General features: G+C 58.0%; 21 protein-coding genes. 8 read left to right on the top strand and 13 right to left on the bottom strand.

Annotated features, from left to right (window positions below; translation table 11 throughout):
* Position 1 precedes the first annotated feature (1 nt).
* The gene (gene exbB / locus OJ965_RS05755; RefSeq protein WP_009087251.1) at positions 2 to 724 is read right to left on the bottom strand and encodes a tol-pal system-associated acyl-CoA thioesterase; all 723 of its coding nucleotides are present in this window, start codon (positions 722 to 724) and stop codon (positions 2 to 4) included.
* Positions 725 to 985: 261 nt separating this feature from the next.
* On the opposite strand from exbB, the gene metC reads away from it, so the two are divergent.
* A complete protein-coding gene (metC, locus tag OJ965_RS05750) occupies positions 986 to 2176 on the top strand; it encodes a cystathionine beta-lyase (protein ID WP_265138225.1) in 1191 nt (396 codons plus the stop codon).
* A gap of 171 nt (positions 2177 to 2347) precedes the next feature.
* The gene (locus OJ965_RS05745; RefSeq protein ID WP_009087255.1) at positions 2348 to 3010 is read left to right on the top strand and encodes a DedA family protein; all 663 of its coding nucleotides are present in this window, start codon (positions 2348 to 2350) and stop codon (positions 3008 to 3010) included.
* Positions 3011 to 3042: 32 nt separating this feature from the next.
* On the opposite strand, the gene OJ965_RS05740 is transcribed toward OJ965_RS05745, so the two are convergent.
* Positions 3043 to 3951 (bottom strand): AraC family transcriptional regulator, encoded by a 909-nt coding sequence (locus OJ965_RS05740; protein ID WP_265138223.1) that lies wholly within the window; start codon positions 3949 to 3951, stop codon positions 3043 to 3045.
* A gap of 203 nt (positions 3952 to 4154) precedes the next feature.
* Between OJ965_RS05740 and dkgA the strand changes: the two genes are divergently transcribed.
* Entirely contained in the window at positions 4155 to 4979 is an 825-nt protein-coding gene (gene dkgA, locus OJ965_RS05735; RefSeq protein WP_140029533.1) for a 2,5-didehydrogluconate reductase DkgA, read from the top strand.
* Between the two features lie 80 nt (positions 4980 to 5059).
* On the opposite strand, the gene ftsP is transcribed toward dkgA, so the two are convergent.
* The 4 genes from ftsP to OJ965_RS05715 all read right to left on the bottom strand — a co-directional run bounded on the left by ftsP (position 5060) and on the right by OJ965_RS05715 (position 10650).
* On the bottom strand, positions 5060 to 6490 hold the full coding sequence (gene ftsP, locus OJ965_RS05730; protein ID WP_009087261.1) for a cell division protein FtsP: 1431 nt from the start codon (positions 6488 to 6490) through the stop codon (positions 5060 to 5062).
* Positions 6491 to 6636: 146 nt separating this feature from the next.
* Positions 6637 to 7374 carry a 1-acylglycerol-3-phosphate O-acyltransferase gene (locus OJ965_RS05725; protein ID WP_265138221.1) on the bottom strand — a complete coding sequence of 246 codons (738 nt, stop codon included), beginning with the start codon at positions 7372 to 7374 and terminating at the stop codon, positions 6637 to 6639.
* Between the two features lie 45 nt (positions 7375 to 7419).
* A complete protein-coding gene (gene parC / locus OJ965_RS05720; RefSeq protein ID WP_046102558.1) occupies positions 7420 to 9693 on the bottom strand; it encodes a DNA topoisomerase IV subunit A in 2274 nt (757 codons plus the stop codon).
* A gap of 192 nt (positions 9694 to 9885) precedes the next feature.
* Positions 9886 to 10650, bottom strand: a complete 765-nt coding sequence (locus OJ965_RS05715) for a transporter substrate-binding domain-containing protein (RefSeq protein WP_111208169.1) — start codon at positions 10648 to 10650, stop codon at positions 9886 to 9888.
* A 156-nt stretch (positions 10651 to 10806) separates the two neighbouring features.
* Between OJ965_RS05715 and OJ965_RS05710 the strand changes: the two genes are divergently transcribed.
* Together OJ965_RS05710 and OJ965_RS05705 are read left to right on the top strand one after the other, a co-directional pair.
* Positions 10807 to 11388 carry an NAD(P)H-dependent oxidoreductase gene (locus tag OJ965_RS05710; protein ID WP_009087272.1) on the top strand — a complete coding sequence of 194 codons (582 nt, stop codon included), beginning with the start codon at positions 10807 to 10809 and terminating at the stop codon, positions 11386 to 11388.
* 48 nt (positions 11389 to 11436) lie between these two features.
* Entirely contained in the window at positions 11437 to 11745 is a 309-nt protein-coding gene (locus tag OJ965_RS05705) for a putative quinol monooxygenase (RefSeq protein WP_009087274.1), read from the top strand.
* A gap of 287 nt (positions 11746 to 12032) precedes the next feature.
* Here the strand turns inward: OJ965_RS05705 and OJ965_RS05700 are convergent, their stop codons facing one another.
* From OJ965_RS05700 to nudF, 6 genes are all read right to left on the bottom strand, one after another.
* Positions 12033 to 12932 carry a LysR substrate-binding domain-containing protein gene (locus tag OJ965_RS05700; protein WP_009087276.1) on the bottom strand — a complete coding sequence of 300 codons (900 nt, stop codon included), beginning with the start codon at positions 12930 to 12932 and terminating at the stop codon, positions 12033 to 12035.
* A 97-nt stretch (positions 12933 to 13029) separates the two neighbouring features.
* Entirely contained in the window at positions 13030 to 14925 is a 1896-nt protein-coding gene (gene parE / locus OJ965_RS05695) for a DNA topoisomerase IV subunit B (protein ID WP_009087278.1), read from the bottom strand.
* Positions 14926 to 14973: 48 nt separating this feature from the next.
* Positions 14974 to 15555, bottom strand: a complete 582-nt coding sequence (gene yqiA, locus OJ965_RS05690) for an esterase YqiA (protein WP_009087280.1) — start codon at positions 15553 to 15555, stop codon at positions 14974 to 14976.
* A gap of 3 nt (positions 15556 to 15558) precedes the next feature.
* Positions 15559 to 16386 (bottom strand): 3',5'-cyclic-AMP phosphodiesterase, encoded by an 828-nt coding sequence (gene cpdA / locus OJ965_RS05685; RefSeq protein WP_058956430.1) that lies wholly within the window; start codon positions 16384 to 16386, stop codon positions 15559 to 15561.
* A 42-nt stretch (positions 16387 to 16428) separates the two neighbouring features.
* A complete protein-coding gene (locus OJ965_RS05680; RefSeq protein WP_009087284.1) occupies positions 16429 to 16854 on the bottom strand; it encodes a DUF1249 family protein in 426 nt (141 codons plus the stop codon).
* Complete coding sequence (nudF, locus tag OJ965_RS05675) at positions 16851 to 17486, bottom strand: ADP-ribose diphosphatase (protein ID WP_009087285.1); 636 nt, start codon at positions 17484 to 17486, stop codon at positions 16851 to 16853. The genes OJ965_RS05680 and nudF overlap by 4 nt, the downstream gene beginning before the upstream one ends.
* A 211-nt stretch (positions 17487 to 17697) precedes the next feature.
* Between nudF and tolC the strand changes: the two genes are divergently transcribed.
* From tolC to OJ965_RS05660, 3 genes are all read left to right on the top strand, one after another.
* Positions 17698 to 19167, top strand: coding sequence for an outer membrane channel protein TolC (gene tolC, locus OJ965_RS05670; RefSeq protein WP_058956432.1), 1470 nt, complete (start codon positions 17698 to 17700; stop codon positions 19165 to 19167).
* A gap of 144 nt (positions 19168 to 19311) precedes the next feature.
* Complete coding sequence (locus tag OJ965_RS05665) at positions 19312 to 19983, top strand: DUF1190 family protein (protein ID WP_265138212.1); 672 nt, start codon at positions 19312 to 19314, stop codon at positions 19981 to 19983.
* A gap of 6 nt (positions 19984 to 19989) precedes the next feature.
* Positions 19990 to 21150 (top strand): glutathionylspermidine synthase family protein, encoded by a 1161-nt coding sequence (locus OJ965_RS05660; protein ID WP_265138210.1) that lies wholly within the window; start codon positions 19990 to 19992, stop codon positions 21148 to 21150.
* A 53-nt stretch (positions 21151 to 21203) separates the two neighbouring features.
* Here the strand turns inward: OJ965_RS05660 and ygiD are convergent, their stop codons facing one another.
* The gene (gene ygiD / locus OJ965_RS05655; RefSeq protein WP_265138208.1) at positions 21204 to 21989 is read right to left on the bottom strand and encodes a 4,5-DOPA-extradiol-dioxygenase; all 786 of its coding nucleotides are present in this window, start codon (positions 21987 to 21989) and stop codon (positions 21204 to 21206) included.
* Between the last annotated feature and the right edge of the window lie 86 nt (positions 21990 to 22075).

Raw genomic sequence — 22075 nt, 5'->3', positions numbered from 1 at the left:
CTTACCCTAAGCGCAGTTTCTGAGCCGCTGCAGGACGCGGAACCTCAGTGGCCACGGTGCCCAGGTCGATGTCACGGCTCTGCAGCAGCATCACCTGCGCAGCGACATCACCCAGCGAGGCTTTGTAGTTGGCGATCATGCGGGCAAAGACGTTGTAGATCACCACCGCCGGGATCGCCGCGACCAGGCCAATCGCGGTCGCCAGCAGCGCTTCGGCGATACCCGGTGCCACCACCGCCAGATTGGTGGTCTGGGTTTTGGCGATACCGATAAAGCTGTTCATGATGCCCCAGACGGTGCCGAACAGACCGATAAAGGGCGCGACAGAGCCGATGGTCGCGAGGAAGCCATTTCCGCGTCCGGCGTGGCGGCTGAACGCAGCAACGCGGCGCTCCAGGCGGAAGCTGGTGCGATCTTTAATGCCGTTGGTATCTTCCACACCCGCCGACAGCGTCAGTTCATTCTGCGCATCGTTCAGCAGTACGACGCTGTGACTGTGATCGGTAAACGACTGGGCAATGCGGGCGGCGTCATTCAGACTGCGCGCTTCGCCCAGCGCCAGCTGCTCGCGCTTCAGGCGGCGCTTCGCGGCGCTGAGTTCGGCATATTTGCCGAAGAATATCGCCCAGGTCACTACGGAGGCCAACAACAGGCCAATCATGACCACCTTTACCACGATATCGGCATGCTGATACATGCCCCAAACGGAGAGGTCCGTTTGCATCAAATCACTGGCTACCACGCTGCTTCTCCAACTTCATATACAGGGATGCGGGACAAGCGCGAATAATAGCAAAATAATGGCGAATTGATAGTAGTTCTCATTACTATTTACAAACTCTGACCGCCCGCTTTGCCGTAACCCGCGCGGCTTTCAACCCGCTTTTTATCCTGCTCTCTGTTCTGATAATCGCCATTGAGTCTCAACCCTGCTGGCCGTTTCGTGGTAACGTGAGAGCTTAGTCAGAAGCGGCAAGGGCGACTCATGACCACCAGAAAAATTGATACCACGCTCGTCAGTGCAGGACGCAGCAAGCGTTATACCCAGGGTTCGGTGAACAGCGTGATTCAGCGCGCTTCCTCGCTGGTTTTTGATACGGTCGCGGAAAAAAAACGCGCGACCGCAGGACGGGCAAAAGGTGAACTCTTTTATGGCCGTCGTGGCACCCTGACGCACTTCGCGCTGCAGGATGCGATGACGGAGCTGGAAGGCGGCGCGGGCTGCGTGCTCTACCCCTGCGGTGCGGCAGCGGTGGCGAATGCGATTCTGGCCTTCGTCGAAGCGGGCGATCATCTCCTGATGAGCGGCGCGGTCTATGAACCGACGCAGGATTTCTGCACCAGAATTCTGGCGAAGATGAATGTCTCGACCAGCTGGTTCGATCACAGCATCGGCAGCGAAATCGGTGCGCTGGTCCAGCCCAACACCCGCGTCGTGTTTCTGGAGTCCCCCGCCTCAATTACCATGGAAGTGCAGGATATTCCGGCGATTGTGGCGGCGGTGCGCGCCATCGCGCCCGAGGCGATCATCATGCTCGATAACACCTGGGCAGCCGGTATCCTGTTTGATGCGCTGGCGCACGGCGTCGATATCTCGATTCAGGCTGGGACCAAATATCTGATTGGACACAGCGATGCGATGATCGGCACGGCGGTCGCCAATGCGCGCTGCATCGATCAGCTGCGCGAAAACTCCTATCTGATGGGCCAGATGGTCGATGCCGATACCGCCTATATGGCGAGCCGCGGCCTGCGCACTCTGGGCACCCGTCTGCGTCAGCATGAAGAGAGCGCCCTGCAGGTCGCGGAGTGGCTGGCAGCACGGCCCGAGGTGGCCCGCGTCAACCATCCTGCACTGGCGCAGAGCAAAGGCCATACGTTCTGGCAGCGCGACTTTAACGGCAGCAGCGGCCTCTTCTCATTCATTCTGCAGGAAAAATTGAGCGCCCCGCAGCTGGCGGAATATCTCGATCACTTCCATCATTTCAGCATGGCTTACTCCTGGGGCGGCTATGAATCGCTGATCCTGGCCAATCAGCCTGAGGAACTGGCCGCGATTCGTCCGGCGGGCGGCGTGGATTTCACCGGTACGCTGGTCAGGCTGCACATCGGTCTGGAGCATGTGGATGACCTGGTCGCCGATCTGGAAGCCGGTTTTGCGCGTCTGACGCGCTGAGCAAAGAAAAAAGTAAACAGAAGATAAACCGGGTCGCGGCTGACCAGTGAGTTTGCCGGGCTATGACGGATTTGTTGTTAACATTTATCCCGTATCGTTCAGCGTGTCAGTGCAGTCACTGCGCGCGCGGAATGCAGACGAATAGTTCCTTGTGACGTGATGGAATCGCTAATGGGTGTTTTACACGAGATTGTCCAGGCGCTCTGGCATCAGGATTTTGCCGCGCTGGCAAATCCGGATGTGGTATGGGTGGTATATGGCGTGATGTTTCTGACGCTGTTTCTGGAAAATGGTCTGTTACCTGCCTCCTTCCTGCCGGGCGACAGCCTGCTGTTACTGGCGGGTGCGATGGTGGCCAAAGGGGTCATGGATTTTGTCCCCACGATGGTGATCCTCACGACCGCCGCCAGCCTCGGCTGCTGGCTGAGTTATCTGCAGGGGCGCTGGCTGGGCAATACCCGCCTGGTGAAGAGCTGGCTGATGCATCTGCCCGCGCAGTATCATCAGCGTGCCTGGAATATGTTTAACCGTCACGGCCTGATGGCGCTGCTGGTCGGCCGCTTTCTCGCGTTTATCCGCACCATTCTGCCCACCATGGCCGGAATTGCGGGCCTGCAGAACAGTCGCTTCCAGCTCTTTAACTGGCTCAGCGGCGTGCTGTGGGTCGGCATTGTGGTCGCCTTTGGCTATGGCATCAGCCAGGTGCCGTTTATCAAGCGTCATGAAGATCAGGTGATGGCGATCCTGATGGTGCTGCCGATGGTGTTGCTGGTGGTCGGCCTGTTTGGCAGCATTCTGGTGATCTGGAAAAAACGTCGACAGAAACAGGCCTGATCGCAGCACGCGGTGCCAGGATCTGCCGCCTCTCAGGCGGACGGATCCGCGACCGTCTGCCTGACCCGACTCACCTCTTCCCCCGGCGTTACGCCAAAGTAGCGCTTAAACTCCCGCGAAAACTGTGAAGGGCTTTCATAGCCAACCCGCACCGCCGCCGCGCTCGCTTTCAGCCCATCGTGCAACATCAGCAGCCGCGCCTGATGCAGACGATAGCGCTTAAGGTACTGCAACGGCGACGTCTGGGTGACCGCTTTAAAGTTATGGTGAAAAGCGGAAACGCTCATGTTCACTTCTGCCGCCAGTGCATCGACGCTGAGGTTATCCGCATAGTGATTCTCAATCCGGCGCAGCGCACGCGCGATCTGGCTGAACTGGGTCTGCCGGCTCACCAGTGAGAGCAGCGCGCCGCCAATCGGGCCGGTCAGCACGTAATAGATAATCTCCCGCACAATGTGCGGTCCCAGCACCCGCGCTTCGCGCGGCTGAGTCATCACATCAAGCAGGCGTTCGGCGGCACAGAGCATCGGCTGCGTCAGCCACGCCGAGTGAATACCGGAGGTCAGCGGCTGCGGCTGAAACTGGTCGTCATCGCCGATTTCGATCAGCAGATCCTGCAGGCTGGCGGTGTCCACATTGAGACACAGCCCGGCAATCGGGGTTTCCGGCGACGCCCAGGTTTCGCACTCCGCCGGCAGCGGCACGGTGAGCATCAGATATTTGCTGGCGTCATACTGAAAGACGGTGCTGCCAAGGTAGCCGGTTTTGCTGCCCTGAAACAAAATGACAATGCCGGGCTGATACATCATCGGCGTCCGGGGACGATACTGATTTGCGTAGATCAGCGACACATTTTCGACCTGACAGAGCCGGTCGCGACCCTGAGTCATTAAGTTAACTACCTGCTGTGCCAGCCGGTGACACAGTGCATCGTGCGCCATAGCGACTCCTTTACGGGTAAAAATCCAGTGTGCCGCGCGGATGTGCAAATCACCAGCGGGCTGGAGAATCAGGCAAGAATTTTACCGAATCAGGCAGGGCTTCAGAACGCGGGCGGAGCGCTTCACTGAGCAGGCTGAAAATTGTTGGCTAGACTTAAGCACAGTGAAATCTCACGGGTTAACCGCAACGGAAAGGAGCAACTATGGCAGACCAGCCCATTATTAAACTGCGCGATGGCAATATGATGCCGCAACTGGGACTCGGCGTGTGGCAGGCCAGCATTGAAGATGCGCGTCATGCGGTGCTGAAAGCGCTGGAAGTCGGCTATCGCTCAATCGACACCGCCGCGGCCTACAAAAATGAAGAGGCGATTGGTCAGGCACTGCAGGAAACCGACGTGCCGCGTGAAGAGATTTTTGTCACCACCAAACTGTGGAATGACGATCAGCAGAACGTTCAGCAGGCGATGGAAACCAGCCTGCAGAAACTGCAGCTGGATCAGGTCGATCTCTACCTGATGCACTGGCCCTGCCCGGAAAAAGATCACTATGTGGATGCCTGGAAGAAGATGATTGAGCTGCAGCAGCAGGGACTGACGAAAAGTATCGGCGTCTGCAACTTCCATGAAGCGCATCTGAAGCGACTGATGGATGAAACCGGTGTCACCCCGGTGGTCAATCAGATTGAGCTGCACCCGATGCTGCAGCAGCGCACCCTTCACGCCTGGAACGCGATGCACCAGATTCAGACCGAATCCTGGAGTCCGCTGGCGCAGGGCGGCAAAGGGGTGTTCGATCAGGAGATCATCAAGTCGCTGGCGAAGAAGTATGGCAAGACCCCGGCCCAGATCGTCATCCGCTGGCATCTGGACAGTGGCCTGGTGGTGATCCCGAAATCTGTGACCCCAGCCCGTATCGAAGAGAACTTTAAGGTGTTCGACTTCCGTCTGGATAAGCATGAAGTGAGTGATATTGCGAAGCTGGACAGCGGCAATCGTCTGGGGCCGGACCCGGAAACCTTTAACTAAGCCCGGTAACGCACTGACCGCTCTGCGGCTGCGGAGCAGAAAGCGTGGGTCAGGCGGGTCTCCCCGCCTGACCCTGTGCGTTATGCAGAAGGCTGTACCACCAGCTGACCGGCCGTGCCACGATCGGCCAGTTCCAGCGTCTGGCTGTAATAGACGAACGGGAAATGGTCTGACGAACTCTGCGGGAAGCTGACCATCAGTTCCACACTGCCATCGACCCACACCGTATCTTTCCAGCCACGATCTTCGCCCATCGGCTGTGCGCCATTGACACTTTTAATCAGGAACATGACGCCCTGAATATGCAGCGCCTGTGGCCGGTCGGCGTGCAGGATCCAGCGCTCAAAGGTGCCCTGCTGCGCGGTGGTATCAATCCGGTTCATATCCCAGAGCGCGCCATTGATGCCCGGCATCGTGTCGCCGATACGGAATTCGCGGGTGCGAACCGACGCCCCATCCAGAATCTGATCGGCCAGCAGCCGCATCGGCAGGTTATCGGTCACCAGCGGCAGTAAACCGGTGGGCCGCAGGGTCAGGATCAGGGTAGAGGTCAGAATCGATGAGGGCTCGAAGAAGCCACGCAGCCGATCCATGATGCCCGCCGCCGTTCCCGCCGTAATCGACACTTCATCGCCCTGCGACATGTCTATCAGCACCTCCCGGCGCTCACCGGGTGCCAGCGAGAGACGCTGCACCGCCACCGGGGCAGAGAGAAAACCCTGATCGCTGGCAATAACCATAAACGGACGATTATCGCTGAGCACCATCTCATAGCGTCGCGCATTTGAGGCATTCAGCAGACGCAGACGCACCCAGCCGCGTGACACTTCGACGTACGGATTGCGGACGCCATTCACCAGCAGCGTATCGCCCAGGAAGCCGCCATCCTGCGGCGGGTCATAGACCGGCGTGGCAAAGTTATCGAGCCGCTTGTCCTGAATAATAATCGGGAAGTCATCCACGCCGTAGTGCTTTGGCAACGGCAGTTGCTTGCTGACGTCATCCTCCACCAGCCACATGCCCGCCAGTCCATTGTAGATATGCGGAGCCATGCGGTTTGGCGTGTTGGCGTGATACCAGCAGGTCGAGGCGGCCTGACGAATCGGCAGGACCGGTGCCCAGTCAACCCCGGCCGACATCATGCGCGGCGCGCCGCCCATCAGGGCGCCTGGCAGCTGCAGGCCGCTGACGGTCATGGAGACCGGTTCATTCAGCCGGTTGCTGTAGATCAGCTTAACGTCATCGCCGCTGTAAACCCGGACGGTCGGCCCCAGGTAGAGACCATTGATGCCCCAGACCGGTACTTTGTTGTTGTCGCCATTAAAGGACCAGTGGCTGCGCTGCATCGTCAGGAACAGCGGCTGGCCGCGACGGGACTCCAGCAACGGCGGAACCGGAAGCGGTGTGTCGCCACTGGCAGAAGACGCGGCACGGGCCGCATGAGGGATGATACCGGCGCTAAGCGCCACTCCGGCAGAAAGCTGGATGAACTGACGTCTGCTGAAAGACATAAAACTTCTGACCCTTTACGCGTGGCGCTAACGCGCCGACCCTGTTTTTATTGCTCTGTTTTTGCTGTGCTGCGTTCACGACGGCGGGCAGTCACTGCCACGCCGTGTGGCATCCATGCAGGATAGTTCGGCGAACGGCTCGCCGGTCAGATTTTTCCGTTTTTTTCGCGCTCGGCCACTTCGGCGTTCAGCTCTTCCAGCTTCGCGGCCATCAGTTCGCGACAGTGGGTAGCCAGCTTACGCACCGAAACCGATTCGAACGCCTTTACGTCAACCGGTGGCAGCATCTCAACGATGACCAGGCCATTTTTCAGGCGGTTAAGGTTGATCTTGTCATGGGTGTTGGAGACCACAATCGGAATGATCGGCACGCCCGCCGCGACAGCAGCGTGGAATGCCCCGGTTTTAAACGGCAGCAGGCCACGGCCCCGACTGCGCGTGCCTTCCGGGAACATCCAGATGGAGATGCGCTTGCGGTTGAACTGATCCACCAGCTCACCGATGGTGCCGCGCGCTTTAGCACGGTCGTCACGGTCAATCAGCAGGTTGCCGGTCAGCCAGTAGAGCGGGCCAAAAAACGGCACCCACAACAGGCTCTTTTTACCGACCGTGACCGTCGAGGGCTGCACAATTTTGGCGGCGGTGACCATGTCGTAGTTGTTCTGGTGGTTCGCGATGTAGATCGCATTCCCGTAGTTCTCCACCCCTTCCGGTTTACGCAGTTCGACTTTCAGGCCAAACACCGTCGATAAGCGGCCAAACAGATGGCCAAAGGTGGCGACGTGACGCGGATCGCGCGGTGAAAAAAGACACCAGACAGAGCCAAACACACAGATCAAAATCGAATAGATGATGACAATAATGGTACGCAGAATCAGTAGCATAGTTCCCTCATTGAGCCACGGCTGACGCGGGGTCAGCCGGGTTGTTTACGCTTCGCTATCCGGGCTCGCCGGACGCGCAGGCGCATCCAGTTCAACACGATCAATTTTTTGCAGGCCGCGCGGTAACAGCGTGCCGCGACGTCCGCGATCGGCGCGGAATTTCTGAAGCTCTTCACTGCGCAACAACATTTTACGCTTGCCGACGTGCAGCGTAATCGCGCTGCCCGGTGGCAGGATCATCAGCCAGGCCAGTTTATCCTGACCGGCGGCCGCTTCCGCGGAAGGAATGGAGATGATTTTGTTGCCCTTGCCTTTCGACATCTGCGGCAGCTCTCCGACCGGGAACATCAGCATCCGTCCCGCCTGCGTGATCGCCAGCAGCATGTCATCTTCATGATGCACGGCCATCGGCGTCATCACGCGGGCGTTGTCCGGCAGCGTCAGCAGCGCTTTACCGGCGCGGTTGCGCGACACCAGATCGCTGAAGGTGCAGATAAAGCCGTAACCCGCATCCGAGGCCATCAGCAGACGCTGGTCATCAGCTTCCATCAGCACCTGTTCAACCACGGCGCCCGGCGGTGGCGTCAGCTTGCCGGTCAGCGGCTCGCCCTGTCCGCGTGCAGAAGGCAGCGACGTCGGGTCCAGGGTGTAGCTGCGACCGGTGGAGTCGATGAAGGCCACCGGCTGATTGCTCTTGCCGCGTGCGGCAGCCAGATAGCTGTCACCCGCTTTGTAGCTCAGGCCCGCCGGATCGATATCGTGCCCTTTAGCACTGCGTACCCAGCCCATCTGCGACAGCACAATGGTGACCGGCTCAGACGGCACCAGCTCGGTTTCACTCAGGGCTTTGGCTTCTTCACGCTCACGCAGCGGCGAACGACGCTCATCGCCGTAGCTGGCACTGTCAGCCTGCAGCTCTTTCTTCAGCAGGGTGTTCATCTTGCGCTCTGAGGCCAGCGTGGCCTGCAGCTGATCGCGCTCTTTTTCCAGATCCGCCTGCTCGCCACGGATTTTCATCTCTTCCAGTTTTGCCAGGTGGCGTAACTTCAGTTCGAGAATCGATTCGGCCTGAGTTTCACTGATGCCAAAACGCGACATCAGCACCGGCTTCGGCTCATCCTCCGTGCGGATGATTTCGATCACCTCATCGATGTTGAGGAACGCCACCAGCAGCCCTTCCAGGATATGCAGGCGACGCAGCACGCGATCCAGTCGGTAGTTAAGACGGCGTTTTACCGTTTCGCGACGGAACACCAGCCATTCGGTCAGGATCTCATGCAGATTTTTCACCGCCGGACGGTTATCCAGCCCGATCATGTTGAGGTTAACGCGGTAGCTTTTTTCCAGATCGGTGGTGGCGAACAGATGGTTCATGACCTGATCGAGATCGACGCGGTTGGATCGCGGCACGATCACCAGCCGGGTCGGGTTCTCATGATCCGACTCATCACGCAGATCCTCGACCATCGGCAGCTTTTTATTGCGCATCTGGCTGGCGATCTGCTCCAGCACGCGCGCGCCTGAAACCTGATGTGGCAGCGCGGTGATAACCACCTCGCCCTCTTCCTTTTTCCAGACCGCGCGCTGGCGGATGGAGCCACGCCCGGACTGATAGATTTTGCGGATTTCGTCACGCGGCGTGATGATCTCCGCCTCGGTCGGATAATCAGGCCCCTGAACAATATCGAGCAGCTGTTCCAGCGTGGTTTTTGGCGAGTCGATCAGGGCAATCGCCGCCTGCGCCACTTCGCGCAGGTTGTGCGGCGGGATGTCGGTCGCCATACCGACTGCAATACCGGTGGTGCCGTTGAGCAGAATGTTCGGCAGGCGCGCCGGCAGCATCTTCGGCTCCTGCAGCGTACCGTCGAAGTTCGGCTGATAATCGACCGTCCCCTGCCCCAGTTCGCTCAGCAGCACTTCAGCATATTTTGACAGGCGCGATTCGGTGTAACGCATCGCGGCAAACGACTTGGGATCGTCCGGCGCCCCCCAGTTTCCCTGGCCATCAACCAGCGGATAACGGTAGGAGAAAGGCTGCGCCATCAGCACCATCGCTTCGTAGCAGGCGCTGTCGCCGTGCGGATGGTATTTACCCAGCACGTCACCGACAGTACGCGCCGATTTTTTAAATTTTGCGCTGGCGTTCAGTCCCAGTTCGGACATGGCGTAGACAATACGGCGCTGGACCGGCTTTAACCCGTCGCCAATATAAGGCAGGGCGCGGTCCATGATGACGTACATCGAATAGTTTAAGTACGCGTTCTCGGTAAACGTATGCAGGGCAAGACGCTCTGCACCATCCTGAGTCAGTTCACTCATTAATTTCTCATCCTCACATCGTGGCCCACAACGGCGGGACACCCGGCGGTGGTTTGGCGAGGATAGTACCTTATTCGCTGGTGTTAGTCACAGGGGAAGCGCGGGTCTGCGCGCCGTGCACCCGCGCGATTTCAGCCGCCAGGGCCTGCCAGTCAGCGACCGGCACGCCTCGCGTCGTCAGGCAGGAGCAGGTCAGCGCGCGGCACCCATCCACTGGCGGGCAATATCACGGTATTCCCCGGTCGCGGTACTGAGGTGCAGCCACTGATCGACATAGAGCTTCCAGCTGATGTCGTCACGCGGAATCATGTACGCCTTCTCACCATACTGCAGCGGCTTGTCAGCATTCAGGGCACAGAGCGTCGGATAGTGCTGCTGCTGATAGCGCGCTTCGGAGGCGTCAGTGATCATGACATCCGCCTTGTTGTCCACCAGCTGCTGAAAGATGGTGACGTTATCGTGGAACAGCGTCAGTGATGCGTTGGGAAGATGGCTGTGAACAAAGGCTTCGTTGGTGCCGCCTGCCGGTTCAATCAGGCGCACATCGGGACGGTTGAGCTGCTCAATCGTCTGAAAGCGCGCTTTATCGGCGCAGCGCACCAGCGGGATTTTGCCATCGACATCCAGTGGCTGGGCGAACCAGGCAGTCTGCTGGCGTTTCAGGGTGACCGAAATGCCCCCGACGGCGATATCACACTGCTTCGCCAGAAAGTCGGGCATCAGGGTTTTCCAGGTGGTCGGCACCCACTGCACCTTAGCGTTCAGCGAGGTCGCCAGCGCGTCAGCCATCGTGATATCCAGGCCCTCATACTGACCATCGGGACGCAGGAAGCTGTAAGGCTTGTAGTCGCCGGTGGTACAGACTTTCAGGACTTTAGAACTGAGGATAGTGTCGAGATGAGATTGAGCCTGGACAGCACCGCTGGCCAGCAGCAAAGCGAAGACGATTTTTTTCATTGGTGTTTTTTTCATGATGAGTTTGCCCACTCATCGTGCCATAGACGGGCCGATTATTGCTGTCATAGCAAAAGTCTTGTGATCAACATCCCATTTTTCTGCGGCCGCAGCGCGCGTAAGCTGAGCCCCATATTCAGACAATGAGGTAAACAGTTGATGAGCAAAATTTTAATTATCGATGGTGGCAAAACCTTTGCCCACTCTAAAGGCGAACTGAACCACACCCTGACCGATGTGGCGGCCAGTCAGTTGCGTGACATGGGACATGAGGTTTCTGTCACCGTCGCGGACAGCGACTACGTGGTAGCGGATGAAGTACAGAAGTACGTTGAGAGCGATGTGGTGATTTATCAGATGCCGGGCTGGTGGATGGGTGAGCCCTGGACCGTGAAGCGTTACATCGACGAAGTCTTCACCGAAGGCCACGGCTCGCTCTACGCCAGCGATGGTCGTACCCGCTCCGATGCTGCGAAAAAGTATGGTTCCGGCGGCCTGCTGCAGGGCAAAAAATATATGCTGTCACTGACCTGGAACGCGCCGCTGCAGGCCTTTACCGATCCGGAGCAGTTCTTTGAAGGCGTCGGCGTGGATGGTCTCTATCTGCACTTCCACAAAGCGAATCAGTTCCTGGGAATGGAAGCGCTGCCGACCTTTATCTGCAACGACGTGATTAAAGCCCCGGACGTGCCACGCGACATCGCCGCTTATCGGAACCATCTTAGCCAGGTTTTTGCCTAAGATAGAGGGTGGAGACTTACACTTTTCCCACGAAAGAGGAATTCGCGAATGTTAACTGTTGTAGCAGAAATTTGTGTCAAACCCGGACGCCGTCAGGCCGTGCTTGATGCCGTGAACAAGCTGATCCCGCAGGTGCTGGCAGAAGATGGCTGCCATCAGTATGACGCGCTGCTGGATCATCAGGCTCAGGTGCCGTGGAAGCAGAACTCCCCCGACTCTATTTTTATGCTGGAACAGTGGGAAACGCTGCGCCATCTGGAGCAGCATCAGCAGATGCCGCACATGGATGCCCATCGCGCGCTGATCAAAGATGACGTGGTGGATGTGAAGATTCTGGTGCTGGAACCCAGCGCCTGATTGTCGCTGATCTTTCTGCTCCGGGTCGTCAGTAAAGACCGCAGAAAACGTAAACCAGAGAGCCTCTGGCAGCAACAGATTAGCGCAACACGCAGGGAACAGGGTCAGAAGAGGAAAGCGTCCCGCGCCAGGGATGGCGCGGGCCGAGCATGCCAGGGATGGCGGCTTTTGCGTCTTTCCGATCTGACCCTGTTCCCTGTGCAGGCACGGTATCACAGCAAATCCGGCCAGATTTCTCATCTGAACCCCTGTCCCGCGACAGGGGTTTTTTCTTTCTGACAGACGGCTCAGAGCAGCTGTCGACGGTCGATCTCGCTGCGAAGAAAATCCAGGAAGCAGCCAATGCGCGAAGAGAGCGTGGTGTTTCGGTAGTAGACCGCATGCACTGGCAGCCGCAGCTCGCGGGTTTCCGCTGCCAGCACCGGCACCAGTCGCCCGGCGGCGCAATCTTCCCGACTGACAAAGTCGGAAAGGCGCGCAATCCCCTGTCCTGCCAGCGCCAGCTGCCGGATGGTCTCTCCGCTGGAAGCCGCGATCGTCGGCTTAACCCGCATAAACTCCCCTTCCGCCTGCCAGACCGGCCAGAGGTTATGGATCTCAGGATGACTGAAGCCAATGGTCTGATGCTGCGCCAGATCGGCAACGCTCTGCGGTGTGCCCGCCTTCGCCAGATAAGCCGGACTCGCCATCAGCCGGATCGCGCTGCTGCCCAGCATCCGGGCGCGCAGCGTGGAGTCACGCAGTTCACCAATGCGAATGGCCACGTCGGTCTGCTGCTCCAGCAGATCGATCAGAATATCGTCGGTGTTCAGTTCAAGCTGGATCAGCGGATAGCGGGCGCGGAAATCCTCCACCAGCGGCACGATCACATGCAGCATAAAGGGCGTCGCTGCGTTGACCCGCAGCCGTCCTGACGGCATTTCACGCCGCAGGGCAATCTGCTCTTCAGCCTGTTCAACCGAGGCCAGAATCTGGCGCGCATGCTCCAGAAAGACCTGCCCCTCTTCGGTCAGTGCCAGCCGTCGGGTGGTGCGATGCAGCAGCGTGGTCTGCAGTTTACTCTCCAGCCGCGACAGTGCCCGACTGATACCGGAACTGGTCTGCGCCAGCTGAGAGGCCGCCGCCGTAATCGAGCCGCTGTCCACCACCGCCACCCAGGCGCGTAGCTCTTCCAGGGTAATTTTCACAAGGGTTACTGTCTCTGCTGAGTGGACTGGCTTTCCGGCCACCGTTCACGGGTGATGCGTCGGGCATAAAAGAACAGGACGCTTTCGCGTCCTGCTTTTACACTTCGATGTCGGCCATATCGCCTTTTTCCTGCAACCAGTTGCGCCGGTCTTCGGAACGTTTTTTCGCCAGCAGCATATCCATCATGCGCAGGGTCTGATCCGCATCCTCATCGCTGATGGTCAGCTGCACCAGACGGCGGGTATTCGGATCGAGCGTGGTTTCACGCAGCTGCAGCGGGTTCATCTCACCCAGCCCTTTGAAGCGCTGTACGTTAGGCTTACCCTTTTTGCGTTTCAGCTGCTCCAGCACGCCCTCTTTCTCATCTTCGTCCAGCGCGTAGTAAACCTCTTTGCCGAGGTCGATACGGTAAAGCGGCGGCATGGCGACGTAGACGTGCCCGCCTTTGACCAGGGAACGGAAATGCTTCACGAACAGCGCACAGAGCAGCGTGGCGATGTGCAACCCATCCGAGTCCGCATCCGCCAGGATGCAGATCTTGCCGTAACGCAGCTGAGAAAGATCTTCGCTGTCGGGATCGATACCGATCGCCACCGAGATGTCATGCACTTCCTGCGACGCCAGCACCTCATCGGACGAGACTTCCCAGGTGTTCAGGATCTTGCCTTTCAGCGGCATGATCGCCTGATATTCACGATCGCGGGCCTGCTTGGCCGATCCGCCTGCCGAGTCCCCTTCGACCAGGAACAGTTCTGTCTTATTCAGATCCTGGGCGGTGCAGTCCGCCAGCTTGCCCGGCAGCGCCGGCCCGCTGGTGAGTTTCTTACGCACCACCTTTTTGGCGGCCCGCATACGCCGCTGGGCGCTGGAGATCGCCAGTTCAGCCAGCAGTTCTGCCGTCTGGATGTTCTGGTTCAGCCACAGGCTGAAGGCATCCTTCACCACGCCCGACACAAAGGCGGCACACTGACGTGATGACAGGCGCTCTTTGGTCTGACCGGCAAACTGCGGATCCTGCATCTTCACCGACAGCACATAGGCGCAGCGATCCCAGATATCTTCCGCAGAGAGCTTCACGCCACGCGGCAGGATATTGCGGTATTCGCAGAACTCACGCATCGCATCCAGCAGTCCCTGACGCAGACCGTTAACATGGGTTCCCCCCTGCATGGTCGGGATCAGGTTGACGTAGCTTTCCGTTAACAGCTCACCGCCTTCCGGCAGCCACAACAGCGCCCAGTCCACCGCCTCCACATCACCGGCAAAACTGCCGACAAACGGTTTTTCAGGCAGCGTAGGCAGGCCGTTCACGGCTTCACACAGATAGTCGGTCAGGCCATCTTCATAGCACCAGCGCTGTTCGGTGTTGTTGAGCTTGTCTTTAAAGATTATCTCAACGCCCGGACAGAGTACCGCTTTGGCTTTCAGCAGATGTGAAAGGCGCGAAACCGAGAAACGCGGGCTGTCGAAGAAGCTCTCATCGGGCCAGAAGTGGACGCGCGTACCGGTGTTGCGTTTCGCCACCGTGCCGGTCACGGTCAGATCCTGAACTTTGTCGCCATTCTCAAACGCCATGTCATAGATCTCGCCATTACGGCGCACCGTGACTTCGACGCGTTTAGAGAGGGCGTTAACGACCGAGATCCCGACGCCGTGAAGGCCGCCCGAAAACTGGTAGTTCTTGTTGGAAAACTTGCCGCCCGCATGCAGGCGGCAGAGGATCAGCTCGACGGCTGGCACGCCCTCTTCCGGGTGAATATCCACCGGCATGCCGCGCCCGTCATCAATGACTTCCAGCGACTGATCGGCGTGCAGAATCACTTCAACCCGCTTCGCGTGGCCGCCCAGCGCCTCATCGACGCTGTTATCAATCACTTCCTGACCCAAATGGTTGGGCCGCGTCGTATCGGTGTACATCCCCGGGCGACGGCGAACAGGCTCAAGGCCAGTCAGGACCTCAATGGCATCCGCGTTATAATTTGATTGACTCATCGTAAATGTCTGTCAGATGGGTGAAATGGGGTGCGATTTCCGCGTTACTCAGGTGTGATTCAGACCAAGAAAGTCCAGAATCTGCGGGAAATGGCGCTCGAATCCAGTAAATGCATGATTTCCGCCCTCTTCTACCGTGTGGCGACACGCGCTGTAGTAGTCGAGCGCCTGACGGTAATCGAGAACTTCATCGCCGGTTTGTTGCAGCAGCCAGAGTAAATCGGGCGCTTCCAGCGGTTCGATCTGCATTACTTTCAGATCGTAAATGTGGCGTGACTCTAACACATATTGCTGGCCGGTGTAGGGATTCTGATTGTCGCCGAGGAAATCGGCCAGCAGCTCAAAGGGGCGTACCGCAGGGTTGACGACAACCGCTGGCAGCATAAAGCATTGTGACAGCCAGGTGGCGTAATAGCCCCCCAGCGACGAGCCGACCAGCCCCAGGGTTTCACCGCTGTGGCTCAGGACCAGCTCTTCCAGCAGGGCGGCAGCGTCCGCCGGAAAGGTTGGCAGCTGCGGCACAATCATCTTAATCGACGGATGATGCGTCTCTAACCATTGCCGGAACTGCGTCGCCTTCGCCGACTGCGGCGAGCTGTTAAAACCGTGCAGATAGAGCAGTGCCGCCACGCGTCAGTATCCTTCTGAGTCTAAATCGGGACGAAAAGCGTCGGTGTCGAGCCGGTTAACCTCGGTCTCGACGCCGCCATCCGGATGCAGGGTAAACCAGCGCCAGCCTGGCGCGACGGTATCAATCGCAAAGCTGGTGCAGTGGGGTTTGAACTGCACGCAGGTCGATGGCGTCGCCAGCACCCGGCGGCCATGCCACAGCAGATCCAGCTCCTGATGAATGTGACCACATACCAGCGTCCGGGCCAGCGGATAGCGCTGTAGCACCGCGTCAAGCTGATGGGAATTGCGCAGGCTGTGCTGGTCGAGCCAGGTGCAGCCTGAGGCCAGCGGATGGTGATGCAACAGGACCAGCGTGTGTCGTTGTGGAAAGCGGGCCAGCGCGTTATCGAGCCACTCCAGCTGGTAGTCGCTCAGCATGCCGTGCGGCACACCGGGCACCTGGCTGTCGAGCAGGACGATCTGCCACTGTTCGCCCAGCAGCACCTGCTTGTGGGCATTGATATGGGCGGCTGCCAGCGTATCGACCATCGCGGGCTGGAAATCGTGATTTCCCGGCAGCCAGACGCAGGGGCGGGGCAAACGTGAGATACCCTCAGCAAAATGCTGATAGGCCTCCACTGAGTGGTCCTGAGCCAGATCGCCGGTGGCAATGATCAGGTCGTAGTCGCGCTGCTGCGCAGTAATTGCCTCCACGACCGCTTCATAGCTCGACCAGGTATTCACCCCAAGTAGCGACTCATGTTTTCCAGCGAACAGGTGGGTGTCCGTGATTTGTAAAATCCTGATTTCGGAACCGTTCGCCACAGGAAGAGTTAGCAGGCTATCCAAAGCGTTTCCTTCGTCTCCACGCCATTTACTGCATTATACGCATCAGCAGACCGGAACTGCCATTGCGCCATGTGCCAGGCAGTAGCGCAGCCAGTCTGCGAGAAACTGGTTTATCTGATGTTTTTCATCGCGCTGATGCAATTTTTTATTAGGATAATCATAGCGCGCTTTAAAGCGATAGATCTGTTGAGTTGAACACACTTCAGCGACCATCGCATCATGATAGAGCCGTACCGACATTGAAGGCAGGCTCCAGTAACTCACGGCAGGCGCGACCTGGCGAATCTCCACCAGCGTGGTGTAGCGGGTCGACTCCTGAATGGTCAGCTGATAACGGGCGCCACTCACCTGATAGATCACCGATGCGCCCGCCTCATCGCTGCGCGGCAGCAGGCGGCGTAACTGGGCGAAATTGGTTTCGCAGAGCCGCATCATTTCGGGAAAATCAGGGGTATAGCGCTGTTTCATTTTTGTATCCACTCTTCACGTAGTTTTTCATGGTGCAACGCCAGCCATTGCAGGGCGATGACAGACGCCGCATTATCGATAATCCCCTCTTCCACCCAGCGATAAGCCTGTTCGCGGCTCACCACATGGACAAGAATATCCTCATTCTCTTCCTCCAGACCATGGCATCCCTCTGCCAGGCTGGCATCCACTTCCCCAATCAGCACCGACAGTCGTTCGCTGGTGCCACCAGGGCTGGCCAGATAGCTCAGCATAGGCTTAATCCGGCCGACCTCTAATCCTGCTTCTTCCACGGCTTCACGACGCACGACCTGCTCAACCGACTCCCCCGGTTCGATAATGCCGGCGACCATCTCCAGCAGCCAGGGCGAGGCACTGCTGTCATAAGCCGGGATGCGGATCTGTTCAATCAGCACCACTTCATCACGTAAGGGATCATAAGGTAGCAGCACGGCGGCATGTCCGCGCTCAAAAACTTCGCGCTGCACTTCGCCGCTCATTTCGCCATTAAACTGGCGGTGGCGGAAGCGGTAACGTACAACGGAAAAAAAACCATCATAGACGGTTTCGCGTGTAATAATTTCTACATCGTTTTTTGTGAAAGTCACGGGGGATTTTTTTTCTTCCGGCATCATCAGGTTCCTTATGCAGATTGGGTGGAGCGAAAAAAGCCTCTGACCGTGCTCCATGTAGGGTGTTCTTTCTGAATTATTTACGTAAATTAGAGGGAGAAGGCACGTTCAGCCAACTTATCTCACAGTTGCCCTCTGCTAGAATCGGCGATAATTTTTGGCTTACCCGGCAGCGCACGCACTGCAATTTGCTGCAACAAAAGGAATGCAAATGAAAAAACTGCTCCCATTTTTTATTGGGCTGAGCCTGGGCGGTTTCAGCTTTACCGGCCAGGCCGAAGATCTGCTGCAGGTTTACCAGCAGGCACGTCTGAGCAACCCGGATCTGCGCAGCGCCGCAGCCGATCGCGATTCTGCTTTTGAGAAAATTAACGAAGCGCGTAGCCCATTATTACCACAGCTCGGCCTGGGTGCAGATTACACCTACAACAGCGGTTATCGCGATAACAGCGGCCTCCATTCCAACACGACCAGTGGCTCGCTGCAATTAACCCAGACCATTTTCGATATGTCGAAATGGCGCGCGCTGACCCTGCAGGAAAAAGCGGCCGGTATTCAGGATGTGACCTATCAGGTTGCACAGCAGGATCTGATTCTGAACACCGCCACCGCCTACTTCAACGTGCTGAAAGCGATTGATACGCTTTCTTACACCGAAGCGCAGAAACAGTCCATCTATCGTGAGCTGGACCAGACGACTCAGCGCTTTAACGTCGGCCTGGTGGCCATCACTGACGTTCAGAACGCCCGCGCGCAGTATGACAGCGTGCTGGCTAACGAAGTGACCGCGCGAAACAATCTGGATAACAACGTAGAGACGCTGCGTCAGATCACCGGCATGGACTACCTGTCGCTGGCGTCGCTGAACATCGACCGTTTCAGAACCGATAAGCCGGAAGCGGTCAGCGCGCTGCTCAAGCAGGCCGAGAGTCGTAACCTGTCGCTGCTCTCTGCACGTCTGAACCAGGATCTGGCCCGTGAGCAGATCCGCTCCGCGGAAACCGGTCATATGCCGACGCTGGATCTGACCGCCTCTACCGGCATGTCGAACAGCAAATATGGCGGCAGCCGTGCTAACCAGAGCGCAGGCTCTACCGACTCCATCACCGGTTCAAACCAGGTGGGTCTGAGCTTCTCCCTGCCGCTTTACAGCGGCGGTGGCGTGACCTCTCAGGTGAAACAGGCGCAGTACGGTTTCGTCAGCGCCAGCGAACAGCTGGAAAGCGCTCACCGCACTGCGGTGCAGACCGTGCGCTCATCGTTCAACAACGTGAACGCCTCGATCAGCAGCATCAACGCCTATAAACAGGCCGTTGTCTCTGCGCAGAGTTCACTGGATGCGTCAGAAGCCGGTTATCAGGTGGGTACACGTACTATCGTCGACGTGCTGGATGCGACCACCGTACTCTACAATGCCAAGCAGCAGCTTTCTGATGCGCGCTACAGCTACCTGATTAACCAGCTGAACATCAGCTATGCGCTGGGCACGCTCAACGAGCAGAGCCTGCAGAAACTGAACAGCCAGCTGGGTAAAGAGATCCCGACCTCTCCGGAAACCGTGGCACCGGAAAACGCGCAGCAGACCGCGCGCGTGGACAACGGTCCGGTCGCGACGGGCTCAGCAGAGGCTGCACGTCCTGCCGCGGCCCGCCAGAAAAGCGGTAACCCTTTCGGTAACTAATCAGCACTGACGGGCTGCTTTGCGGCCCGTCTCTCTGTTGAACGTATAACTAAGTAAAGATCCCTGCGGCATCAGGCCTTCAGCTTCAATTTTACCCCCCCATCCCCTATTCTATGCGCTACCTTTGGGCACAGGATAATCATAATGAAACGCACAAAATCTATTCGCTATGCCGCTTTTCGTAAGAGCTGGCAGGCGCGCCATTTAACGCCTGTTGCTATCGCGGTTTCAGCGGTATTTATGCTGGCAGGCTGCGAGCAGAACGATGAAACGGTTTCGATGTATCAGAACGCCGATGACTGTTCTAAAGCCAATCCGGGTCAGAGTGCGCAATGTACCACCGCCTTCAATGAAGCCAAAAAAGAGGCGGAGCGCACCGCGCCAAAATATGCCACACGTGAAGATTGTGTCGCTGAATTTGGTGAAAACCAGTGTCAGCAGACCCCGGCTCAGGCGGGCACCGGCACCACCAATGCTGAAGCCCAGCAGAGTGGCGGCAGTTTCTGGATGCCGCTGATGGCCGGTTACATGATGGGTCGCATGATGGGCGGTGGCGCAGGCTTCGCACAGCAGCCACTCTTCTCGTCGAAAAACCCGCGCAGTCCGGCAAATGGCCAGTTTGTCGATGCCTCCGGCCGTAATTATGGTGCCGCGACCTCCGGCAAAACCATGAACGTGCCGAAAACGGCGCTGGCTCCTAAACCGGCGACGACCTCGACCATTACCCGTGGTGGCTTCGGTGAAACCGTGGCGAAGCAGAACAGCATGCAGCGCAGCAGCGCCAGCGGTACTTCCAGCCGCTCAATGGGAGGCTAATCCCCGATGGAACGCATTGCCATTTCAGAGCGTCCGGGCTGGCGCGAAAAAGCCACCGAGTTCGGTTTTCGTTTTCACACCATGCATGGCGAGCCCTACTGGTGCGAAGAGGCGTACTACCAGTTCACGCTGGCGCAAATCGATCATCTGGAAGAGGTGACGGCTGAGCTGCACCAGATGTGTCTGCAGGTGGTGGAAAAAGTGGCCAACAGTGAAGCCCTGCTGACCCGCTTCCGCATTCCCCGGCACACCTGGGATTTTGTGCGGGATTCGTGGCGTCAGCGTCAGCCCTCGCTCTATTCGCGCCTCGATCTCGCCTGGGATGGCAAAGGCGACATCAAGCTGCTGGAGAACAATGCCGATACGCCGACTTCGCTGTATGAAGCGGCCTTTTTCCAGTGGCTCTGGCTGGAAGACCAGCTAAATGCCGGACAGCTCCCGGCTGGCAGCGATCAGTTCAACAGCCTGCAGGAAAAACTGATCGAGCGCTTTGCCACCCTGCATCAGCAGCATGGGTTTAACCTGCTGCATTTCGCCTGCTGCCGTGACACCGAAGAAGATCGCGGCACGGTGCAGTATCTTCAGGACTGCGCGACCGAAGCGGGTCTACCGGTTGAATTTCTCTACATTGATGAAATTGGCCTGGGAGAAAAAGGCGAGTTTACCGATGCCCAGGATCAGGTGATCAGCAACCTGTTTAAGCTCTATCCGTGGGAATTCATGCTGCGTGAGATGTTCTCCACCAAGCTGGCTGATGCTGGCGTGCGCTGGCTCGAACCGGCCTGGAAGAGCATTCTGTCGAACAAAGCCCTGCTGCCGATGCTCTGGGAGATGTTCCCGAATCACCCTAATCTGCTGCCCGCCTGGTTTGCGGAAGATGATGTCCCGCCGATGGAAAAGTATGTGGTTAAGCCGCTGTTTTCCCGCGAGGGCGCGAACATCCGCATCATCGAGAAGGGTCAGGAGATCGCCCGCGTCGACGGGCCTTACGGTGAAGAGGGAATGATCGTCCAGCAGTTTCATCCGCTGCCTAAGTTTGGTGACAGCTACACGCTGATCGGCAGCTGGCTGATTGACGATCAACCCGCCGGTATCGGCCTGCGTGAAGATCGCGAGCTGATCACTCAGGATCTTTCACGTTTCTATCCGCACGCGTTTATCGGTTAACACAGCGCGACAAGAACAGGCCAGCCTCTGGCCTGTTTCCTCTCAGCGTCGACCTAACCTGCCTGAACCGACAACATGCTGATGGCACCCATCTCCATACCCTCAACCGGAAGGGTGATGGCGTCATCCGGCTGACGCGCACCCAGCACATAGAGCAGCGGCAGATAGTGCTCAGGCGTCGGGTTCGCCAGCGCCGCATCAGGATGCGTCATAAAGTTCACCAGCGGATGGGAAGCGGCATCGCTCTGCACCTCAAGGTTATCGCGGACAAACTGCTCAAAGCGGCTGGCCCAGGGATAGACCTCGTCTCCGCCTCCCCAGCGTACCTTACGCAGGTTATGCACCACGTTACCACTGGCGACGATCATCACGCCCTGATCGCGCAGTGCGGCCAGTTTCTGCCCCATCCCGAAGTGAAATGCAGCAGGTTTTGTGCCGTCGATGCTGAGCTGCACCACCGGAATATCGGCCTGCGGGTACATCTTAATCAGCACGCCCCAGGAACCGTGATCGAATCCCCATTCATGATCCAGCGTTACCGCCACCGGTGCCAGCTGCTCCACCAGCTGCTGCGCCAGCTCAGGCGAGCCCGGTGCGGGATAGCGGGTGTCAAACAGCGCCTGCGGAAAGCCGCCAAAATCATGAATGGTTCTGGGGGAAGCCATCGCCGTTACCGCCGTACCGCGCGTATACCAGTGCGCAGAGACCGCCACAATCGCCCGCGGGCGTGGCAGAGTCTCACCTGCATGGCGCCAGGCGGCCGTATAACGGTTCTCTTCAAGGGCATTCATTGGGTTGCCGTGGCCCAAAAACAGCGCCGGCATGCGTAACTGGCTCATTCGTGATCCCCCGGGATCGGTTAGGTGATAGCCACTACGATACGCGCATTCCCGACGTTAGCACGCTGATAAGCGTGATGATGATT

Origin of the sequence: Pantoea anthophila, from assembly GCF_026104315.1 — a bacterium.
GTDB lineage: Bacteria > Pseudomonadota > Gammaproteobacteria > Enterobacterales > Enterobacteriaceae > Pantoea > Pantoea anthophila.
Note: the sequence above shows the minus strand (reverse complement) of the source record. Positions and strands in the feature narration are given on the sequence as shown.